21 protein-coding genes are annotated in these 19,601 nt (G+C 36.4%); 6 read left to right on the top strand and 15 right to left on the bottom strand.

The features are described from left to right. Positions 1 to 18: 18 nt before the first annotated feature. The gene (locus CY0110_RS01970; protein WP_035798189.1) at positions 19 to 2,001 is read right to left on the bottom strand and encodes an amylo-alpha-1,6-glucosidase; all 1,983 of its coding nucleotides are present in this window, start codon (positions 1,999 to 2,001) and stop codon (positions 19 to 21) included. A gap of 512 nt (positions 2,002 to 2,513) precedes the next feature. Between CY0110_RS01970 and CY0110_RS01965 the strand changes: the two genes are divergently transcribed. The 4 genes from CY0110_RS01965 to hemF all read left to right on the top strand — a co-directional run bounded on the left by CY0110_RS01965 (position 2,514) and on the right by hemF (position 6,959). Continuing rightward, on the top strand, positions 2,514 to 4,067 hold the full coding sequence (locus CY0110_RS01965) for a M16 family metallopeptidase (RefSeq protein WP_035798188.1): 1,554 nt from the start codon (positions 2,514 to 2,516) through the stop codon (positions 4,065 to 4,067). A gap of 60 nt (positions 4,068 to 4,127) precedes the next feature. Further along, positions 4,128 to 5,162, top strand: coding sequence for a DNA cytosine methyltransferase (locus CY0110_RS01960; protein ID WP_035798187.1), 1,035 nt, complete (start codon positions 4,128 to 4,130; stop codon positions 5,160 to 5,162). A gap of 3 nt (positions 5,163 to 5,165) precedes the next feature. Further along, positions 5,166 to 5,789: a HaeII family restriction endonuclease gene (locus CY0110_RS29765; protein WP_008273387.1), complete on the top strand. Its 624-nt coding sequence runs from the start codon at positions 5,166 to 5,168 to the stop codon at positions 5,787 to 5,789. Positions 5,790 to 5,927: 138 nt separating this feature from the next. Continuing rightward, positions 5,928 to 6,959, top strand: a complete 1,032-nt coding sequence (gene hemF / locus CY0110_RS01950; RefSeq protein WP_035798185.1) for an oxygen-dependent coproporphyrinogen oxidase — start codon at positions 5,928 to 5,930, stop codon at positions 6,957 to 6,959. A gap of 34 nt (positions 6,960 to 6,993) precedes the next feature. Here the strand turns inward: hemF and CY0110_RS01945 are convergent, their stop codons facing one another. The 10 genes from CY0110_RS01945 to CY0110_RS28270 all read right to left on the bottom strand — a co-directional run bounded on the left by CY0110_RS01945 (position 6,994) and on the right by CY0110_RS28270 (position 15,863). Continuing rightward, a complete protein-coding gene (locus CY0110_RS01945) occupies positions 6,994 to 8,103 on the bottom strand; it encodes a hypothetical protein (RefSeq protein ID WP_083794043.1) in 1,110 nt (369 codons plus the stop codon). A gap of 96 nt (positions 8,104 to 8,199) precedes the next feature. Then, the gene (locus tag CY0110_RS01940) at positions 8,200 to 9,135 is read right to left on the bottom strand and encodes an NAD-dependent epimerase/dehydratase family protein (RefSeq protein WP_035798183.1); all 936 of its coding nucleotides are present in this window, start codon (positions 9,133 to 9,135) and stop codon (positions 8,200 to 8,202) included. A gap of 38 nt (positions 9,136 to 9,173) precedes the next feature. Further along, positions 9,174 to 9,701, bottom strand: coding sequence for a phycobiliprotein lyase (locus tag CY0110_RS01935; protein ID WP_008273368.1), 528 nt, complete (start codon positions 9,699 to 9,701; stop codon positions 9,174 to 9,176). 150 nt (positions 9,702 to 9,851) lie between these two features. Then, positions 9,852 to 10,523 (bottom strand): HEAT repeat domain-containing protein, encoded by a 672-nt coding sequence (locus CY0110_RS01930; protein ID WP_035798182.1) that lies wholly within the window; start codon positions 10,521 to 10,523, stop codon positions 9,852 to 9,854. Positions 10,524 to 10,658: 135 nt separating this feature from the next. Beyond that, positions 10,659 to 11,231: a hypothetical protein gene (locus CY0110_RS01925; RefSeq protein WP_035798180.1), complete on the bottom strand. Its 573-nt coding sequence runs from the start codon at positions 11,229 to 11,231 to the stop codon at positions 10,659 to 10,661. Then, entirely contained in the window at positions 11,221 to 11,811 is a 591-nt protein-coding gene (locus CY0110_RS01920; RefSeq protein WP_035798178.1) for a hypothetical protein, read from the bottom strand. The genes CY0110_RS01925 and CY0110_RS01920 overlap by 11 nt, the downstream gene beginning before the upstream one ends. Before the next feature lie 5 nt (positions 11,812 to 11,816). Next, positions 11,817 to 13,007, bottom strand: coding sequence for a hypothetical protein (locus tag CY0110_RS01915; RefSeq protein ID WP_035798176.1), 1,191 nt, complete (start codon positions 13,005 to 13,007; stop codon positions 11,817 to 11,819). 71 nt (positions 13,008 to 13,078) lie between these two features. After that, positions 13,079 to 13,258, bottom strand: a complete 180-nt coding sequence (locus CY0110_RS30705) for a hypothetical protein (protein ID WP_008273351.1) — start codon at positions 13,256 to 13,258, stop codon at positions 13,079 to 13,081. A 209-nt stretch (positions 13,259 to 13,467) separates the two neighbouring features. Then, a complete protein-coding gene (locus CY0110_RS01905) occupies positions 13,468 to 15,552 on the bottom strand; it encodes a M3 family metallopeptidase (RefSeq protein ID WP_035798173.1) in 2,085 nt (694 codons plus the stop codon). Between the two features lie 128 nt (positions 15,553 to 15,680). Then, the gene (locus tag CY0110_RS28270; RefSeq protein ID WP_071943742.1) at positions 15,681 to 15,863 is read right to left on the bottom strand and encodes a hypothetical protein; all 183 of its coding nucleotides are present in this window, start codon (positions 15,861 to 15,863) and stop codon (positions 15,681 to 15,683) included. Between the two features lie 99 nt (positions 15,864 to 15,962). Here CY0110_RS28270 and CY0110_RS01900 point away from each other — a divergent pair, with 99 nt between their 5' ends. Together CY0110_RS01900 and CY0110_RS01895 are read left to right on the top strand one after the other, a co-directional pair. Next, on the top strand, positions 15,963 to 16,247 hold the full coding sequence (locus CY0110_RS01900) for a DUF4258 domain-containing protein (RefSeq protein WP_008273333.1): 285 nt from the start codon (positions 15,963 to 15,965) through the stop codon (positions 16,245 to 16,247). Continuing rightward, complete coding sequence (locus CY0110_RS01895; protein WP_035798171.1) at positions 16,240 to 16,506, top strand: antitoxin; 267 nt, start codon at positions 16,240 to 16,242, stop codon at positions 16,504 to 16,506. The genes CY0110_RS01900 and CY0110_RS01895 overlap by 8 nt, the downstream gene beginning before the upstream one ends. Here CY0110_RS01895 and CY0110_RS01890 read toward each other — a convergent pair. The 4 genes from CY0110_RS01890 to CY0110_RS01875 all read right to left on the bottom strand — a co-directional run bounded on the left by CY0110_RS01890 (position 16,503) and on the right by CY0110_RS01875 (position 19,522). Then, entirely contained in the window at positions 16,503 to 17,360 is an 858-nt protein-coding gene (locus tag CY0110_RS01890; RefSeq protein ID WP_050779942.1) for a HEAT repeat domain-containing protein, read from the bottom strand. The genes CY0110_RS01895 and CY0110_RS01890 overlap by 4 nt on opposite strands. 8 nt (positions 17,361 to 17,368) lie before the next feature. Then, a complete protein-coding gene (locus CY0110_RS01885; protein WP_008273326.1) occupies positions 17,369 to 17,629 on the bottom strand; it encodes a phycobilisome linker polypeptide in 261 nt (86 codons plus the stop codon). Positions 17,630 to 17,709: 80 nt separating this feature from the next. Then, positions 17,710 to 18,597, bottom strand: coding sequence for a phycobilisome linker polypeptide (locus tag CY0110_RS01880; protein WP_035798168.1), 888 nt, complete (start codon positions 18,595 to 18,597; stop codon positions 17,710 to 17,712). Between the two features lie 103 nt (positions 18,598 to 18,700). Further along, on the bottom strand, positions 18,701 to 19,522 hold the full coding sequence (locus CY0110_RS01875) for a phycobilisome linker polypeptide (RefSeq protein WP_035798166.1): 822 nt from the start codon (positions 19,520 to 19,522) through the stop codon (positions 18,701 to 18,703). Positions 19,523 to 19,601: the final 79 nt, after the last annotated feature.

The raw sequence follows: 19,601 nt of genomic DNA, 5'->3' as shown, positions 1-19,601 counted from the left end.
AACAGTTATCGGTGATCACTAATAAGAAGGCTCATTAATTTTAGCCCAAACCCTTAACACTTCGCCGACACTCCAAGCTTGGGCAAAACACCCTCTTGGGATCATGGGGGCATCTCCGTCAAAAATCTCACTAATACTGCCCACACAACCATCATTGAGATGATTAGCCATAGGTTCAAGAAAACTATTGGCTAAGGTGCGATCGCCGTAAACGCGGAAATGGGCTTCAACAAATGGACCTATTAACCAAGCCCAAACGGTTCCTTGATGATAACTCCCGTCTCGAGATACTTGATCGCCACCGTAACGGCCTCGATATTGGTGATGAGTGGTGCATAGCGATCGCAACCCGTGGGAGGTAATTAACATTTTAGCCACAGTATCTACCACTGACTTTTGTTGTTCGGGTTTAAGTAATGACTGAGTGGTTTTATTTTTGGGTAAGGAAACGGCAAAAATTTGATTGGGTCGCATAGACTTATCATGGCCGTTGGGACTATCTAAAACATCGTGACAGTATTTTAGGGAAGGATGCCAATATCTCTGAAAACCAGCATGGGTATCACGGGCCATGGTTTTATATTCTCCGGTGGGTTGTCCCAAAATGTCCCCAATTTCGATCATAATGGTCAAGGCATTGTACCAAAGGACATTAACTTCGATGGGTTTACCATGACGAGGGGTAACTACCCAGTCTCCTACTTTGGCATCCATCCAGGTTAACTGGGTTCCTTCTTGGCCGGCGTAGATTAAATGATCGCTATCAAGATGGATATTATAACGAGTTCCTTCACGGTAAGACTGAATCACATCTTGCAGGAGAGGGTAAAGGTATTTTAATAGGGTGACATCTTTGGTCAGACTATAATAGGCGCGGATGGCTTCAAAATACCAGAGAATCGCATCAACGGTGTTGTATTGGGGGGTTTGATCATCATCAGGGAAGACATTGGGTAACATTCCCCCGTCTAGGTATTTAGAAAAGGTACTGAGAATATTATGAGCAATGTCAGGGCGATTGGTGGCGATAGTTAATCCGGGTAAGGCAATCATGGTGTCTCGTCCCCAGTCTGCAAACCAAGGATAACCAGCAATAATTGTTTTACCATCGGGGTTATGGGTTGAGGTACGATCAACAATAAATTGATCGGCTGCTAACAGTAATTGTTTGATCCAAGGAACAGAAAAATGAGAACAGCGTTTGAGTAACCCTTCTTCGTATTCGTAACGTTGTTGTAAAGCTTGTTTTCCATTTAGAGAGGATTTTTGGTTGGTACTAGCAACGATGGTTAAGGACTCCCCTGGTTCTAAGGTTTGGTTAAAGGTTGCTGCATTATAATGATCATCTCGATCCCATAATCCCCGATACCGTTCCATCGCTAAATCATATCCTAAATGCCAGTGATAGTTTAAGGTCACTTCCGCCTCTCGCGATCGCAGATAAAAGGGGATTGCTTCGGGATAGGCAGAGACACATAACCCTTTTGGAACCTCTTCTACTGACATTTTCCACTGTCCTGACTGGGTGGTACCATGATGATCACGGTAATTGACTAAGGCTTTAATGGACAATTGCAGAGATTTACTGCCTCGTTTGAAGGTATAACGAGTATAGGTGGTGTTTTCCCCTTGCTGCATCCAAATTCTTTTTTCAATTAGTGCATCTCCGCAGGCAAACGTCCAAACGGGGATGGTTCCTTCAAGGCGAAAACTCTCAATGTTTAGATAGCCTTGGGGAGAGATGGTCCCATCAAACCAACGGTTTGTAAAGCAAGAATAAGTCTGATAATCATATTGGATGGTTTCATCGAGTTTTGACAGTAGTAAGGTTCGTTTGAGAGGAGGGTTCAATGCAGCGATCAATAACCCATGATAGCAACGGGTTATGACCCCTGAAATTGTGCCACAACCATAGCCCCCAATGCCGTTCGTAATTAACCATTCCCTTGATTGGGCTGTGCTTAAATTACCGCAAATTTCCCGTCCATAGTTTAAGGTCATGAATACTCAATGGATTAACTCTCCTGATTAGGAAGATTGTATAAACTTTTTTAGGGAATGTTCTATTATTTAATTATGTTTTCTTATTGTGTAAATCTGTCTCTCTAACCCGATTAGAATTCCTAAGTCACAAGTACCACAGCAAAGGCATAAGAGACTTAAACAAAGATTATTTTTGTTACAAGAATTTGAACTCCGATCTAAAAACTATTTTCCTTGAAAGACAAGGTTTTTATGGCAATTATTAGTATCTCCGTAACTTAATTATGATTCGATTAACGCTCATTGTACAGTTTTTCTAGAGAAATAAAACCATAAAATATCATTGAGAAAGTAGAAAAATAATTTATCAATCAATCCTGAAAGACTTAAAGAGAGAAAACAAATATGCTTAACCGCCTCAATTTTCTTTTTCAGACAGAAACAATTATTTATTATTAATGAATAAATTACCTTCTAATTTTGATATGCTATAAAAGAATCTATTAATCTTTTTGGTTTTTGTTTTATCTATGATCATTAACAGGTTGAAATTCTTTCGTTGTCTGGGTTACGCCATTAGTGTTTGCTGTCTGGGGTTCTTCTTATGGGCAAATGTTCCCGCTTTAGCACAAACTCCATCTTCTAATGGTGATGCTTCTATTACCCCTTATTTGAATCGTGCCATTGAAAGGGTGACAGAATTTACCTTAGATAATGGCATGAAATTTATTATCATGGAAAATCATGACGCGCCGGTGGTTTCTTTTGTCACTTATGCTGATGTGGGAGGAGCGAACGAACCCGATGGCAAAACAGGAGTGGCACATTTTTTAGAACATTTAGCCTTTAAAGGAACCACAAAAATTGGAACCACTAATTATGAACAAGAACAAGAAGCTTTAAATCGCTTAGATCAAGTTTTTGGGCAACTCAAATCTGCTAAAAAAGCAGGGAATGAAGATAAAGTTAAACAATTAACAGAAACCTTTGAAAAACTACAAGTAGAAGCAGCAAATTATGTTCAACAAAATGCTTTTGGTCGTATTGTAGAAACGGCTGGAGGGGTTAATATTAATGCACAAACGACCCCTGATGCAACCCTTTACTTTTATAGTTTTCCCTCTAATAAATTAGAATTATGGATGTCTCTAGAATCAGAAAGATTTTTAGATCCTGTATTTCGAGAATTTTATAAAGAGCAAAATATCATCTTAGAAGAACGACGGTTACGCACAGAAAATAACCCTATTGGTACGATGGTAGAAGCTTTTTTGGATACTGCTTTCACTGAACATCCTTATAAGCGTCCTACCATTGGTTATAACGAGGATATTCGCAATTTGACTCGTGAAGATGTTCAAGACTTTTTCAATATTTATTATGGACCAAGTAACTTAACCATTGCTATTGTGGGAGATGTTCAACCCGAACAAGTCAAACAATTAGCTCAAGTTTATTTTGGTCGTTACGAGGAAAAACCTGCAGCACCTAAAGTGACAAAAGTTGAACCATCACAAACCGAAACCCGTGAAGTTACTTTACAATTAGCGTCTCAACCTTGGTATTTAGAAGGGTATCATGTTCCTGCTTTAAGTCATCCTGATAGTGCTATTTATCAGGTGATTTCTACTTTGTTAAGTTCGGGAAGAACCTCTCGTTTATATAAGTCTTTAGTAGAAGAAAAACAAGTGGCTTTAGTAGCCCAAGGGTTTAATGGATTTCCTGCAGAAAAATACCCTAACTTGATGTTATTTTACGCTCAAACTTCTCCCAATACATCCATAGAAGATGTGGCTGCGGCCTTATCGTTAGAAATTGAAAAATTGAAAACTGAACCAGTTTTTGAACAAGAATTACAACGGGTAAAAAATCAATTAAGAGCGGGCTTATTACGTTCTCTCGACTCTAATTTAGGTATGGGTAAAGCGTTAGTTGAATATGAAGTAAAAACAGGAACTTGGCGCAATTTGTTTGACCAACTGCAAGCCATTGACGCAGTAACCTCTGCAGATATTCAACGGATTGCAAAAGACACTTTCACTCCCGAAAATTTGACCATTGGTCGCATTTTACCTAAATCTTAAATTTTTAATCTTAAGGTGGGTTTTACCCACCTCGATAAATCTTAATTACATCAAGTTTATATGCTATTTAAAGATCAATTAAAACAGACAAATTCAAACTTAAAGTTAAAATATATTGATCTTTTTTGTGGCATTGGTGGATTTCGGATTGCTTTAGACTCAGTTTGTTCTCAATATAAACTTAAAGATAAAAAAATAAAACCTATTTGTGTTTTTTCTTCTGATATTGATTCCTATGCTCAAAAAAATTATGAAATAAATTTTAAGGAAAAACCTCAAGGGGATATTACAAAAATTCCTATAGAATCAATCCCTAAACATGATCTTTTATTAGCAGGTTTTCCTTGTCAACCTTTTAGTATTTGTGGGAAACTTGAAGGTTTTGAAGATACAAGAGGAACTCTATTTTTTGAAATTGCGAGAATTCTCGATTACCATCAACCCTATGCTTTTATCCTAGAAAATGTTAAACAATTAGTAGGACATAACAAAGGTAAAACCTTTAAAACTATTTTAAAAATTTTATCTAGTTTAGGTTATTATACAGACTATAAAGTTTTAAATGCTTTAGATTTTGGCTTACCCCAAAAACGAGAGCGAGTTTTTATTGTTGGTTTTCGAGATCCCCTTGACTTTATTTGGAAACAACCCAATATATTGATGAAACCATTGTCAGAAATAATCGAAAAATCTGTCTCAGAATTTTATTATGCTTCTGAACAAATTCAAAAAAATAGGTTAGCTAAATATCAGGGAAATCATCAGCATGAAATTACGATTTGGCATGAAAATAAAGCAGGTCATATTAGTGCTTATCCTTACTCTTGTGCCATGAGAGCCGGAGCATCTTATAATTATCTTTTAGTTAATGGTAAACGTCGTTTAACCGAACGAGAAATGCTCCGTTTACAAGGTTTTCCTGACTGGTTTCAATTGATTGGTTCTTATTCATCCGCTAGAAAATTAGTGGGAAACTCAGTGGCAGTCCCTTGTGTTATTTCTATTATTAATTCTATATTTGATGCAGTTGATAAAAATAAATTCAAGGTGGATCAAAGAAAAGAACAATTTATTCAAACTACTTTATTTGATTGAATTATGAATACAGATATTGAACAAGCAAAAATGAAATTAGATAAAATTATTAATAAATCTCGAACTCGTTTCTATAAACCGATTCAAATTGCTGAAGTTTTATATCATTCTCGTGTTGATAATAATATTGACACCTCTAATAAAGAAGATTATAGAATCAAATCAAAACTATGGAGAGATCAAGTAACCAATAGACTATTACATCAATCTTCTACCTCATCTAGTCGATTTCAAGATGATATTTGGAATGATAATGCAATGCCTCCAGAAATGTTAAAAGTCCTGGATGATTTTAATAAGAAGAATTCGGGGATTGTTGAAAAATATATTTATGATAAGTTTAAGGAAAAATTGGGTGTCATATCTTCTATTATACAGATTTTTCTTGTTGGGCTATCATGTCCAAATAATTTTCAACTAGACAATTTATTATCTTTATTTAGACAAGAAGCTGGCATTAAACGGAGTATTGATAAATGTTATGAAATTATTACTTATAGTCTATTGGAAACAGTTATTAATCAATTAGAAGCAGAGATTGAGGAGTTTCCTGAAGTTACAGAAATCATAGAATTTTATCAAGAACGTCAATATACCGAGATTCAACTTCTTCAAATGTGGCAATAAATCAGAAAGAGAGAAGTGTTTACTAAACTTAATGATACTTTTGACCCAGTAAGCCTTAGATTGATCATAAGCGTAACTCGATCAATGCGATCAACAAGTTACCATTGAATTTTTGATTAAAGTCTTAGTTAACGAGATATGACCCCTACAACAACAGACGTTACCACTCCGCAACAAACTTCTTTACCCCCCGAAGATGCCCAAAAACGGGTCAGTCAGTTCATGAAAACCCTTCAAGACGAAATTTGCCAGGGACTTGAAAAAGCAGACGGTAGTGGCAAATTTCATGAGGATAGTTGGCAGCGAGAAGAGGGAGGGGGTGGCCGTTCTCGTGTTCTCAGAGACGGTAACTTACTAGAACAAGGTGGGGTAAACTTCTCTGAAGTGTGGGGCAAACAATTACCCCCATCTATCTTAAAACAGCGTCCTGAAGCAGAGGGACACGGTTTCTACGCCACAGGAACATCTATGGTTCTCCATCCCCGTAACCCTTACATTCCGACAGTTCACCTAAACTATCGTTATTTTGAAGCGGGTCCAGTTTGGTGGTTTGGAGGTGGTATTGATTTAACCCCCTATTACCCCTTTGCAGAAGATGCGTCCCAGTTTCATCGAACCTTAAAGGAAACTTGCGATAAACATCATTGTGAATATTATCCCGTGTTTAAGTCTTGGTGTGATGAATATTTCTATCTCAAACACCGTCAAGAAACCCGTGGGGTTGGGGGTATTTTCTTCGACTATCAAGATGGAACTGACCCCTTATATAGGGGTCCCCATGCTGACAAAGCAGCAGCCAACTATAGTAATCAATTATCTGATCTCAAACCTCGTAATTGGGAAGAGTTGTTTGCTTTTGTCAATGACTGCGGACGGACTTTTTTACCGGCTTATCTTCCTATTGTCGAAAAGCGTCGTAATACAGAATATGGTGATAGAGAAAGACAGTTTCAATTGTATCGTCGGGGACGGTATGTGGAGTTTAATTTAGTATATGATCGCGGGACAATTTTTGGTCTACAAACCAATGGTCGGACTGAATCTATTTTGATGTCTTTACCTCCTTTGGTTCGTTGGGAATACTGTTACGAACCCGAAGCCAATACCCCCGAAGCTGAGTTATACAACACTTTCTTAAAGCCTCAAGATTGGGCGAACTGGAAGCCTTAAAAAAGTAGGGTGGGCAATGCCCACCTTACTAATATTACAAAGCCTTCAATATGCCATTTTCAACCTGATAAATGGATGACATAACGCTGTTTTCTAACAATACTTCTTTAACCTCTTGTAGATAGAGTTCAATTGTATTTCGTAATATCGGCTTATCTACACTAACTGTATGATGATAGTCCCAAAGATCCCAAATCATAATACCAAAAACAATCAGAGGATCAATAAACTGCGCCCCTATTTTAGTCGCAGTTATTCCTCCTGTTTTTGCAGCCATTTTTGCCCCAGATTTTCCAGCTAGAGATAACATTGCGATTCCTCCTTTACTAAGGGGAATCATCGCTTTAGCAAATAAATAGGGACTTCCAACCACTAAAAGTTTCATGGATAAACTAGAAACATTACCTTCAGCATCCTTAATAGTTACAGCAAGATCATGGAGATATTTTTCCCATTCAGCTTGGGGAATATTATAATGACTTTGCAGATTAGCCAGATTATTGCTTAATGAATCAACATATACGTTTGCTGTATTTCGGGTTATATTTTCTAGTTGAAGTTGAGATAATTTTGGCTGTAAAACTCGTTTAGCAAATTCCCTTTGCATTTCTTCAGTTAATTGTTTAGCAACTGCTTGATTAGGGGAAGGACTTTTACTATTAACCCAATGAGATACGGCTGATTTTAAGTAAAGAAAAGGAGTACGAAGTTCTTGATATTTTTGATTAAAATAACCAAAGTACCAAGGTAAAAAACTATCATCAACACGAGTCATTAATTGATTTATCCATTCATCTAATTCTGCTGATGCAAAATTTTCTGCGTTTGTTTTTGCTTGTTTAAGGGCGATGACAATACCTTCATCAATATCTTTTTTTTCAGGAACAGTAATTATAAATTCTGTATTGTTGCTACTATTTAATTCAGAGATTCCTTGAGATATGGAATAATTCATCAAATATTTTCCAGCCCAACTCAATACAATCAAACAAAAAAGAATTAAGAGAAAAGGTTTGATGGTATTGAGAATCCCAGTAATCGCATTAATTCTCTCTGTTTTTTCCTTATAAGTTGGTTTTTCGTCTAGTCTTATAGATTCTGTTGTTACTAAGTCATTACTATTATTCATTGAGTCTTGATTCATGAAGACACCTTCAAAATATTTTTAAATGTAACTATTATTTTTATTCTAAATTTTAAAAAGTAGGGTGGGCATTGCCCACCTTTAAAATATAACAATTTAGGAAGCTGATAAAATTTGTTCATCTAAACTAAAATCAATGTCAGCTTGATCTCGTTTAGAAACTAAATAATCCTTTTCAAAGGAGTCTTTTAACCCACTAATTAAGTCATATTCGGGTTTCCAATTTAACTCATTCAATGCTTTATGAATATCAGCAAAAAAGTGTTGCATTCTTAAAGGAAAAGCTTTCTTTTTCCCAAAGTCAAATTGTTTAGGATCATAGTGAACAATTTTAATATCATTTGCCGATTTACCCACAGCAACGGCGCAAGCTTTAGCTAACCCATCAAAGGTAACACAACGTTCCCCTGAAATGTTATAAATTTGTCCAATAGCTGTCTCATTTCCTAATACCGTAGCCATCCCTTTAACTAAGTCTTGGACATGACCAAATTGAGTAAAATGTAAACCATTACCAGGAATCGGAATAGGTCGATTTCTAACAATTCTATCAAAAAACCAGGCTTCTAAATCATTATAATTTTGCGGCCCATAAATATAAGTTGGACGAATAGAAGTCCAGGGAATACCTGATTTTTCTAAGTAACTTTCGGTTTCAAATTTTCCTTTATGACGACTATTAGGATCAAGTTCATCTCCTTCGATATGAGGCATTTGATCGGACTTTAAATAAACGCCGGCTGAACTCACATAAACAAAATGTTTAACTTGATTATTAAAGATGTCTACTAGAGGTTGCGTATCGCTTAATTCTCGACTATTATTATCAAAAATAGCATCAAAACTTTCAGAAGCTAACTTTTCTTTTAACTGATTAGTATCCTTGCGATCGCCGTGAATTTGTGTTATTCCTTCAATAGGTGCTGGTTTGTTACCTCGGTTAAATAAGACCACTTCATGACCTTGTTTCACTAATTCTTTAGTGAGATAAACCCCAATAAAACGGGTTCCACCCATGATTAAAATACGCATCTTGTTAGAGTTCTCCTATGTCAAATTAATCGATTTAATTATGCTACTTCTTGGGGGGGTAGTCGGCGAATTTCTGAATAAAAAGCAGTGCGATTATAGCCATTTTTCCCTTTCATTAAACTGGTACGTAGTCGTAAATTAGGACTCGCAAACCAGATTCTTTCTTCTATAGAAAAATCCCCAACTTCAAGAATTAAGGTTAATGCTTCATCTTCTCCTAAACTATAATTTCCTTGGGATGAAGGCTTAGATTGAAAACTTTGTATAATTTGTCCTGTTTGTGGGGTATTATTATCAGGAATAACAATCAAAATTGTACTTCCTGTTTGCTTTTTTTGACCATAGTCAGAAGAACTATTCCAACTTACTGTTTGACCGCCGATCGCTTGGTTAGGATCAATACCATGCTGTTGACAAAGGGAAACTAGCAGAGAATGGTCAGTGTCCAACCATTCTATGGTTAATTCTGATTTATGACTTTCTGCTTTTTCAGTATCAAACTGATAGCTACTTCGCTGAGAAAACCATTGACCGATACATGATTCTATAAAAGTTTGTATGTCCATGAACACTGCTGAGTTATCTGATAAAAATAGGATAGTGGGTTACTTTTATCCCTTTTATTTTTTAAGATTTTGGGGTTTAAATAAGATTATTTGTGGCTATTTTTTAAGCAACCCGACAACCCTGATTGTATCATGACATCTCACTGTTTCTTAGTTGTCTTGTTCAATAAGGTTAAGAGAAAATAAAGCAGCTTCTCTTACCTGGGGTTGAGCATCTTTAGCTAAGAACTTGAGGGCAGAAATACTCTTTTCTGTGTTAAAATTGCCTAAAGCCTGTGCCAGACGTTGACGCACTAACCAGTCTTCGGAGTTAGCAAAGCGCAAAATTTCGTCAATGGCATCGACAGCGCGGATCTCTCCAATGGCTGCGATCGCTGCTTGTTGCATGACCGTTTCTTCGCTTTCTAAGGCTTGTAAAAGCAGTTCTTTGGCGCGAACATCCCCTAAGTTACCTAGGGACACAGCAGCACTAAAACGGACTAACCATTGTGTGTCTTCGTAGAATGCTCTGGATAAGGGTTCATAAGCGCGAGGATCTTGTAAATACCCTAATGCACCAGCAGCATCAGCCCGAATGCCATAGTCTGGGTCTGTCTCTAATAGTTTAACTAAAATGGGGTAGCATTCGTCAGTTTGTTTAACTCCCAAGGCAAACACCGCCATTGATCGCACTTGTAAGATTTCGTCGTTGAGAACTTTCTTAATTAAAGGGACTGCATCTTCTGCGGACACTTGTCTTAAGGAAGCTAAGGCTAACAGGCGATCGCGGGAGTTTTCGCTTTCTAGTTGTAAGGATATTTGTTCGAGGTCGGTGCTAATCATTTTAGTAACATTTCTTTATAACTGGTTGCTTCTATTGTAACGATTTTTTACAGTTTGATCACAGATGGCTCATTTTGTGGGTCAAGTTACTATCAATTTCTATTATTGTTTGCCTATTGAGGTTATTAGAAACAATTAAGAACGAGGTTTTCTCGGTGTTTTTAAACCGTATAAAAATAAGTATAGTATTTCTAAAGGTGATAGAGGAGGACTATGAATCATAATATCATCATTACCAGGATGAAGATGATATCTTATTCCTTTTATTTCGTTATTGTGGTTGGGTAAATTAAGATCAAAACGAATAAAGTTAGGTTGCTGTTCATTAGGAAAGCGAATTTCAAAATCAAATCCTATAATTTCTGCTGTATTCTTAGATTGTTGATCAATAGTTATTGCAAGGTCAAACCAAGCTAAATCATTTCGTTCAAAATAGCCATACTTTTCTTTATTTTTAATTCGTTTAAAATTTTTATCTCCTCCTAAAATTTCCCAAACCTCTCCTTGTTGCTGAGATTTTTTAAGTTTGAATAATGAATGAATTTCTGAGAGGTTAGTTAGTAAGATTCCTTCATTATGTGCTTGAGTTAAACATTTTAATATTTTTGTTCGTAGTTCTTTAGGATTTTTAACCTTGAAGTCAGTTATTTCTAGTGTCTTCTCTTGGGTTTGCTGGACAATTTTTTCCCAAGTTAATTTATCTTTCAATGAGATCCTCCCGATCTAATAATACTAACCATTCTCCATATTCGGGATCAGAAGGTAATTCTTTTTTTTCAGCCACTTCTATTACTTCATTATTAGATAAACCTGACCATATTTGTAATGCTTGTAATCTTTTTTCTAGCTGTTCATTATTTAAAAATTCTTCTTCTATATTCAGTTGATAAACTCGCCCTCCTAACCAACTAGAAAAGTTAGGTGAATAGGATAATAATTGTTTAGCTGAGTTAGAAGTTAGAATTAGTAGACCTCCTTTTTTTTTCTGATCAAAACGACTTCTAAAAGCATCTAATTTTATCCAATTCTCTTTATTCCAATTTTCAAAATTAAACAATATTATATAATCTGCAGATGTTTTAGTAATAGTTTTCAGCATTTTTTGATAATCTTCGTTAGCTGAAATTAATTCTATATCACATTCAGCAAAAATTTCTATCAAGTCTTTTAATTCTTTTGCTATAGTTTCAATATTTGAGTCACTAACCACAATAGCTGACCAAATATTACCATTCGGTTGTGTTCCTATTCTTTGTAATAATTTATCCGTTGAATTTATTGTTAACATCTGATTTAAGCTAAGGGTTGAGAGATTAAAGGCAATAAAACTGGATGTACTGCATAACGTTTTTTAGGATAGGTATATTCGAGAATCATTTGATTAATTAAGAGATGACTATATTCACGAGTTCTTGGTAAAAAAGTTTCTCCTTTAGCAACTTTTGCTAATATTTGTAGTTCTGAGTTAGAAACTCCAAAAATCTTCGTTTGTCCATAAGCTTCTACTGCTGCATTAACATGACTTTTTTGGATGGTATCACTATCATTAAGATAAGCTTCTTCAATAGAATTTTGAGTTAAATTTATTAAATCACGTAAAACCCCTCCCGAGTAAGTTATTAAGATTTTTCTTGCAGCATCTGAAATAAATTTTTCAGGTGAGCGTTTTTTAAGGACATTATCAAAAAATTCATACGCATTTGCATCATTAATTACACTGAAATAAGGTTGATAACAAATATTATTACTAAATTTTTGTTTAAGTATATCTTGATAATTGCTATAATTTAAAGATATTGATCCAACTAAAATGATTCCTATACTTAATTTTGATATTAAGTCAATATCTGAATCAATTATATTTAACATAAATTGGTTGTTATTAAATCGATCCAATCCATCGAATAGTAAAACAAAAAAAATTTTTTCTTCACTGATATAGTTTTTTATTGTTTTAAATGAATCATATACTTTTTGATATATGCTTTGTTGAGTAGATTCCAGACTAAGCACTCCAGAATACTGCTTTATATTATCTTGTAAATTGATTCCAAAGTATTCTAATTCTTGAGTTCTATAAGCATAGCTTTCAATAATATTAATAGCATTCTCTATCTCTTTTGTTTTTTCCTGATTACACAACATTTTTGAGAAAATTAAACCAGCAATAGCTAATAAAGAACCTGATTTAATTTCTGAAATATCTGTGTATAAACTAACATCAACATAGTGAGCAGAAATATCTTTAACTTCATTAAGTTTGTCGTAAGTCATTAATAGTTGTGTTGTTTTTCCTGAACCAATACCACCAATTAATAAATGACGAGAACTTGGACGCAATATCATTTTAGTAGCAATAGTATTAGCTAAAGAATTTCTCGGTTGCTCAATATAATAACCTTTTTTGATAGCTTCTTTAGGGTCAGAAGTCGCCTCAAAAGCAGCCATTTGTTGACGAAAAAAATCAAGTCGGTTGGTAGTCATAATCTTAATTATATGGTTTGATTTTCTAGCTTAATAATCAATTAACTAAACTTTCAATATGGTATAAGTATTCATTCAAAGCCTTTCTTATTATAAAGAGCAACATTATCCCAATGTAAACATTCTAGATAAAAAATAATTAAACAATAACCTTCTCCCATTGTACTGAGAGGATAATCTAACCAGGTAACTTGTAGCTGTTCATCACAACAATTTTTAATTAATTCTAGTTGGTTTTGTAGATGACTCATCCCTTGACATAGAATATGAATATTTGTCCATTTTCCCGACTCAACCTCAAAAAGATTTTTAAGAAAATGGTGATTCTTTTTATATTCTATTAAATCTGCTATTAGACAAGAAAGTTGATTTTCTAAGTCTATTAGGATTAATTTTTTTTCGGCCTCATCAATAAAAAATAAGTGCGTTACTAGAATAATAACGCACTTTAAATTATAGATTATGCAGTTTGTAATAAACCACTATGTCTTAACAAAGGTTCTGTTTGCGGTTCCCGTCCACGGAATGCTTTAAACACTTCCATGGGGTCTAAACTTCCCCCTAATGCTAACACTGTATCCCTGAACCGTTTTCCTGTTTCTGAAACCGCTTTTTCATCATTTAAACCGGCTTCTTCAAACGCTGAAAACGCATCCGCACTTAATACTTCTGCCCATTTATAACTATAGTAACCGGCTGCATAACCGCCAGCAAAAATATGACCAAAAGCACATAAAAATGAGTCTTCTGGTAAGGGTTTCATGACCGTTGTTTTCTCAGCAATACGGTTACGAACATCCCCAGGAGTTTCTTTACTATCAGGTTGATAACGATGGTGTAATTCTAAATCCAAGAAACTAAAATGTAGCTGTCTTAACATAGCAGAACCACTCATATAATTACGAGCAGAAACTAACTTATCATAGTAATGTTCTGGTAACGTTTCTCCTGTTTCATAATGCTTAGCCATGTTAAATAAAGTGGTTTGATCGTAACACCAATTTTCCATAAATTGACTGGGTAATTCCACTGCATCCCACTCTACATTATTAATTCCAGCAGCCCCAGGATAGTCTACTTTTGTCAACATATGTTGTAGTCCATGGCCAAATTCATGAAATAAAGTAGTTACTTCATCAAAGGTCATTAAACTAGGTTTTCCATCCACCGGAGGAGTTTGATTACAAATTAAATAAGCGACAGGTAAACGGGTCATAAATTGCTCTTCTAGCTTGATTTTTGCCCGTCCAATACAATCATTCATCCAGGCCCCTCCACGTTTCTCTGAAGGGCGACTATAGGGGTCTAAATAGAAATGCGCGATCGCTTCTCCTGCTTCATTATTAACCTGAAAATATCTAACATCTTCGTTCCAAACAGGTGCTTTACCATCGGCAGAAGTTATGGTTACCCCAAAGATTCTTTTTGCTAAGGTAAATAACCCATCTAATACTTGCGGTAATGGGAAATAAGGGCGTAATTCTTCGGCAGTAAAATTAAATAAGGTTTCCCGTTGTTTTTCTGCCCAATAACTCACATCCCACTGTTTTAAGTCATCACTTTTAGCGAAATCTTTCAGAGTTTCTAAATCTTTAACAGCAGCATCATAACTAACTTTTCTTAACTCTTCTAATAATGCCTCCACTGCTTCAACACTAGGGGCCATTTTCCGAGCTAAACTAACTTCTGCGTAGGTATTGTAACCGAGAATTTCTGCTTTTTGTTTCCGCAGTTCTAAAATACGTTCAATCAACGGATTATTATCTAATTCTCCACTGGATGCACGAGAAATAAACGCCTTATAAACCTTCTCTCTTAAGTCCCGTTGGGTGCTATATTTCATAAAGGGAATATAACTAGGATAATCTAAAGTAATTACCCAAGGTCCTGCTTCTGCTGTGGCGTTTTCTTCCCCTTCTGTGCGTGCTGTTTGTGCTGCTAAACTGAGTAAACTAGGAGGTAATCCTTCGACTTCTTTTTCTGTAGTTAATTTCAGTTTAAAGGCTTTGGTTGCATCTAAAACATGGTTAGAAAACTTGGTAGAAATTTCTGCTAATTCCAGTTGAATATTATTGAATTTATCACGAGTTTCTCCTGTTAACGCAACCCCCGATAATTCTGCTTCTCGTATAGCTGCTTCTACAATGCGTTTTTGAGCATTTTCTAATGTATTCCATAGCTCACTTTCTTGAAGAGATTTAAAAGCTTCATAAATGGGTTTACTTTGGCTTAATTTGTTAATAAATTGAATAACTTGCGGTTGTACCGTTTCGTAAGCGTTGCGAAGTTCAGGACTATTTTTAACGCCCATTAAATGGCCAATAATTCCCCAACTCCAACTAAATTTTTCTTCTATTTCTGTTAGGGGTTCGACTAAACCTTCCCAGGTAGGTTTTACATTGGCTTCTAAATCATTTAATTTAGTTTCTAATTCTTGCAATAATTCTGTCATTGCAGGAATGACATGATCTGGTGTAATTTTATCAAAGGTCGGTAATCCTTTTCCAATGAGTAAAGGGTTATTGGTTACAGTTGCGTTGGTCATAAGCGAGTGATAATAAATCAAATTTTGATACAATAACGAAATATTGTAGGGTGGGCATTGCCCACCTTACACTAATATCCTAACTAATTTTTGTATTGCTATAAAAGACGGTGTTAGGGTATCAGGTATCAATGGCGTTTTCGAGCTTTCCAGGTTCCACCATAGACGTAATGGGGATTATTCTCATTCACTTGTTGCCAACAGTTTGGACACATAAACCTCCACTGCTGCGAGGAATCAATCTGTACTCGGTATAATAATTTTGAGGAGATATGACAGCGATCGCATTTTTTTTCTCTTATACGTCCCATAGTTGATAAAAATACATCAAGTGACTTTAAAGTATGAATAATTAGTTAAAGATAAAATAACAAAACGATCGCTTAATTTATCAGTCTTGGTAAGAAATAATGACTACTATTCGATGGAGTCAAGAAAAAAATGAGAAATTAAGACAAGAACGAGGTATAACTTTTGAAATGGTGTTAGCATCAATACAAAAAGGTGATATCTTAGATGATTTAGAACATCCTAATCAGAAAAAGTATTATAATCAACGAATGATGATTGTTTGTATTAATAATTATGCCTATCTCGTTCCTTATGTGAATTCCCCCTCTGAACTCTTTTTAAAAACCATTATTCCTTCTAGGAAAGCAACTAAACAGTATATTGGAGAAACCAATAATGACTAATTTGAATCAAGAAGAACAAGAAATCCTCACTTCCTATAATAACGACGAATGGTCTTCAGTAGCAACACCTGAAAGAATTGCCGAATTACAATCTTATGCAAAGGCAACCTTAAATCAGAAAAAAATAGTTACTGTACAGTTATCTTCTTTTGATTTAGAAGTAATTCAAGCGCAAGCGAAAGAAAAAGGTATCTCCGACCAAACTTTAATCTCTGATATTTTACATGAATATGTGACGAGTAATTTAGTTAGAAATTAAAGCAATGAATCCATTAAATTCATCAAATGAACAAGATCATTATCTAATTCTTGTGTAAGCGATCGCTTAGTTAAATGATGTTCTAAAATGCCTTTAAGAGCAATTAATTTTAAACTATTTTCTGCTAATGTTTTAGCGATCGCATCTACTGCTTCTAAATAACCGATCGCCCCTAAATCCATTAATGCTGATCGACGCACCTGTAATGTTTTTTCTTGCAACCCTTTAACCAATCTTTCCCCATACATAGGATTCTCAGTTAATTGATATAAGGCTCTCGCTGCTGCAAATTGCACCTTTGGCACGAAATGCTCTACAAACGGCTCAATCAAAGAAATGGCATTTTTCGCCTGTAACGTGCCTAACGCCTCTAAAATCGCCTCGTAGGGTTCTTTGAGATGGGGTTTCCCTTCTACCTGTTTCGCGACTTCTACCCCACCCTCTAACAACTGAATTAATCCTGGAATAGCTCGCTCGTCTTCTAACATTTCTAAAGATTGGGCTGCGGACTCTCTGACATAATAATCACTACAGTTTAACGCATCTATTAATGCTGGAACCACTGATACCTCCCCTAATTTTCCTAACGCCTTCGCTGCGTTACGTCGGAGAGGATAACCCCCACCCGGAGAGCGATCGCTTTCATCTTCTAATGCTTTCAATAATGCTTCTATTGCTGTGGGTTCATCGACTCGAAACCGTCCGATCCACCAAGCTGCATAATACCGCGCACTGGGATCTTCTGTTTGCTGTAAATTGGATAAAGCTTGTTCAATAGTATAGGCGGGATCATCAGCAGATCCTTGACCTACCGACAATCCCGCCATTCTATCATCGTGAGAATGATTCACCATTACAAGGTTTATGATTCGCTGGATGATTCATCCGATGACTCACCAGATGCTGAAATATTCACGATGGTGCCACCCATACGAGTAATACGCTGCATTTCTTCGTTCATGCGAGCGTAAGGCACTTTAATAAAAACGCTACCACTGCGACGTACAGGATAACTATTTTTATCGTTGGTGTCATTCTGACGAAGGCCAGTTACTTCATAAACGAAGACACGACTGGCAGAGGGGTTACTGGATGATCCCACTAATGCTGATTGACCTAACATGATAAAGAATTTCCTAAACGATTATTGACTCATTTTGGATCAAGTTATACCACGAAAAGTTACTAAAAAACTTCTCGTTTCTAGTCAGCAGGAGTAATACTCGCTACTTTACCACCAGAACGGCTAATGCGTTGTAGGGTTGCTGATAATTCTTTGTAAGGAACGATCAACGCACGGCTACTACGACGAACACTGGGATAATTTCTTGCTCCCCCTGCGCCAATACCGGAAATTTCAACGCGATAGGTTCTGTTGTCCTCATTGCCAAAGGCGAGAGTTCCACCAAAGACTTGTTGGTTGGGGATAGCACCATCTTTTGAGGGACGATAAGCCCAACCGTTGTTAGCACCAGAAGGTCCAACGACAGAAGAAGAGCCATTTTGTCCTAATTCGGTGGCTAAACGAACGGTACGACCTTCTAATTGAGAGCGATCGCTATTGGCATAGCCACGATAAAGACGGAACATCCGTGTAAAACCAACGGTTTTTTGTCCGGTTTGGTTATTGAATCCTCGATAATAAGGAACGATATTTTCCCCAAAGTTTTCTTGATATTCTGCTGAGTCGATGTAAGAATCGATATCAGCATCAAATCCTTCGGTTTGATATAAATCAAGGTGATAAGCGAACTCAGCTTCGTCGTAGGGAGCGCGTCCTAAGAAATGCTTATAATTGAGTTCTATAGTACGAGTTTGGAAATTGTTGTAGAAGAACTTCTCTTTATAAAGTTCTGATTTGGCTACAGCACGCACAAACTCTCTGACACTGATAGAACCATTACAAAGTAATGATTCTGCGCTGCTGAGACGTTGGGACTTCATGATGTAGTCATTACCAAAAATTTGGCGATAGACTGCACGAATGACCCCTTGAGCATCTTCTTTTCTCCAGTCGGGACGGAGTTCTACTGGAGAGGTTTCCTCAAAAGCAGATGTCCCAAGACGAGAAGCTGCTGTTGTCACTGGCATATTTTAGTTCTCCTTTCTCTGATTTACCATTGATTTTGATATAGGGACATTGAGGACAAGGGTTAACTTCATATCAACCCTTATCGTTCTCTATCAGCATACTTTAAGCAGGGGTAATATCGATTACCTTGCCACCTTGACGGTTGATTTGCTGTAGTTTGTTGGATAGCTGTTCGTAAGGAACTAAATATTCTCGACAACTACGTCGTAGTTGGGTTTTTGTCCTGTTGACTGCTTTTTGTACCACTCTCAGGCGATAAACTTGGTCACGGTTTCCACCAGACACACCGCATAATACTTCTGCTGTCTCACCGATGTATACAGGGGAAGCACTGTTGCGGGCGACTTCTCGAATCAATTTCCCTTGATGACTATTGCCTTGAGCGCGATCGCTGTTGGCGTATCCTCGATAGAGTTGAAAGGTACGACTAAAGCCAACGGTTTTTTGATTGCGTTGACTTGAAAACCCTCGACAATAAGGTACGATCCCATCACCAAAGTTTTCTTGATATTCAAGAGAGTCGATATAAGAATTAATTTCTGCTTCGTATCCCTCTTGATGATATAGATCGCTGTGATAGGCGATTTCAGATTGATCGTAGGGTACCCTACCTAATAGATGTTTATAATTGAGTTCGATAAAGCGATTTTGGGGATTGCTATGGAAAAATTTATCGCGGTATAGATCAGAAAGAGCGATCGCTCTGACAAAATCTTTAACGGAAATGGCACCATTTCTTAGTAAAGATTCTGCGCTCAGGAGTCGCTCGCAAGACATCAGATGATCGTTACCGAGTACCTGACGATAAGCAGCACGAATGGCAATTTCTGCCTGCTCATCTGTCCAATTTCCCCGTAACTCCACAGGAGCTATATTTACAAAGGGTTCAAAACCTAACCGTTGCGCTGCTGTTAAACTGGTCATTTTTAACCTCCTAATAATGCTCATGGCAAATTAGATACAACAAGACCTGGAAAAACAGAGGATTGCTAACTGTGATTAG

The sequence above is a fragment of the Crocosphaera chwakensis CCY0110 genome (genome assembly GCF_000169335.1).
Taxonomy (GTDB): Bacteria; Cyanobacteriota; Cyanobacteriia; order Cyanobacteriales; family Microcystaceae; genus Crocosphaera; species Crocosphaera chwakensis.
Note: the sequence above shows the minus strand (reverse complement) of the source record. Positions and strands in the feature narration are given on the sequence as shown.

Excerpts from the sequence above, each read along its gene's own strand:
- CY0110_RS01900 (WP_008273333.1), top strand. The coding sequence starts at position 15,963 with ATGACTACTATTCGATGGAGTCAAGAAAAAAATGAGAAATTAAGACAA.
- CY0110_RS01930 (WP_035798182.1), bottom strand. The coding sequence starts at position 10,523 with ATGATTAGCACCGACCTCGAACAAATATCCTTACAACTAGAAAGCGAA.
- CY0110_RS29765 (WP_008273387.1), top strand. The coding sequence starts at position 5,166 with ATGAATACAGATATTGAACAAGCAAAAATGAAATTAGATAAAATTATT.
- CY0110_RS01880 (WP_035798168.1), bottom strand. The coding sequence starts at position 18,597 with ATGCCAGTGACAACAGCAGCTTCTCGTCTTGGGACATCTGCTTTTGAG.
- CY0110_RS01915 (WP_035798176.1), bottom strand. The coding sequence starts at position 13,007 with ATGACTACCAACCGACTTGATTTTTTTCGTCAACAAATGGCTGCTTTT.
- CY0110_RS01895 (WP_035798171.1), top strand. The coding sequence starts at position 16,240 with ATGACTAATTTGAATCAAGAAGAACAAGAAATCCTCACTTCCTATAAT.
- CY0110_RS01960 (WP_035798187.1), top strand. The coding sequence starts at position 4,128 with ATGCTATTTAAAGATCAATTAAAACAGACAAATTCAAACTTAAAGTTA.
- CY0110_RS01920 (WP_035798178.1), bottom strand. The coding sequence starts at position 11,811 with ATGTTAACAATAAATTCAACGGATAAATTATTACAAAGAATAGGAACA.
- CY0110_RS01970 (WP_035798189.1), bottom strand. The coding sequence starts at position 2,001 with ATGACCTTAAACTATGGACGGGAAATTTGCGGTAATTTAAGCACAGCC.
- CY0110_RS01905 (WP_035798173.1), bottom strand. The coding sequence starts at position 15,552 with ATGACCAACGCAACTGTAACCAATAACCCTTTACTCATTGGAAAAGGA.
- CY0110_RS01945 (WP_083794043.1), bottom strand. The coding sequence starts at position 8,103 with ATGAATCAAGACTCAATGAATAATAGTAATGACTTAGTAACAACAGAA.
- CY0110_RS01935 (WP_008273368.1), bottom strand. The coding sequence starts at position 9,701 with ATGGACATACAAACTTTTATAGAATCATGTATCGGTCAATGGTTTTCT.
- CY0110_RS01875 (WP_035798166.1), bottom strand. The coding sequence starts at position 19,522 with ATGACCAGTTTAACAGCAGCGCAACGGTTAGGTTTTGAACCCTTTGTA.
- CY0110_RS01885 (WP_008273326.1), bottom strand. The coding sequence starts at position 17,629 with ATGTTAGGTCAATCAGCATTAGTGGGATCATCCAGTAACCCCTCTGCC.
- hemF (WP_035798185.1), top strand. The coding sequence starts at position 5,928 with ATGACCCCTACAACAACAGACGTTACCACTCCGCAACAAACTTCTTTA.
- CY0110_RS01940 (WP_035798183.1), bottom strand. The coding sequence starts at position 9,135 with ATGCGTATTTTAATCATGGGTGGAACCCGTTTTATTGGGGTTTATCTC.
- CY0110_RS30705 (WP_008273351.1), bottom strand. The coding sequence starts at position 13,258 with ATGAGTCATCTACAAAACCAACTAGAATTAATTAAAAATTGTTGTGAT.
- CY0110_RS01965 (WP_035798188.1), top strand. The coding sequence starts at position 2,514 with ATGATCATTAACAGGTTGAAATTCTTTCGTTGTCTGGGTTACGCCATT.
- CY0110_RS28270 (WP_071943742.1), bottom strand. The coding sequence starts at position 15,863 with ATGGGACGTATAAGAGAAAAAAAATGCGATCGCTGTCATATCTCCTCA.
- CY0110_RS01890 (WP_050779942.1), bottom strand. The coding sequence starts at position 17,360 with ATGGTGAATCATTCTCACGATGATAGAATGGCGGGATTGTCGGTAGGT.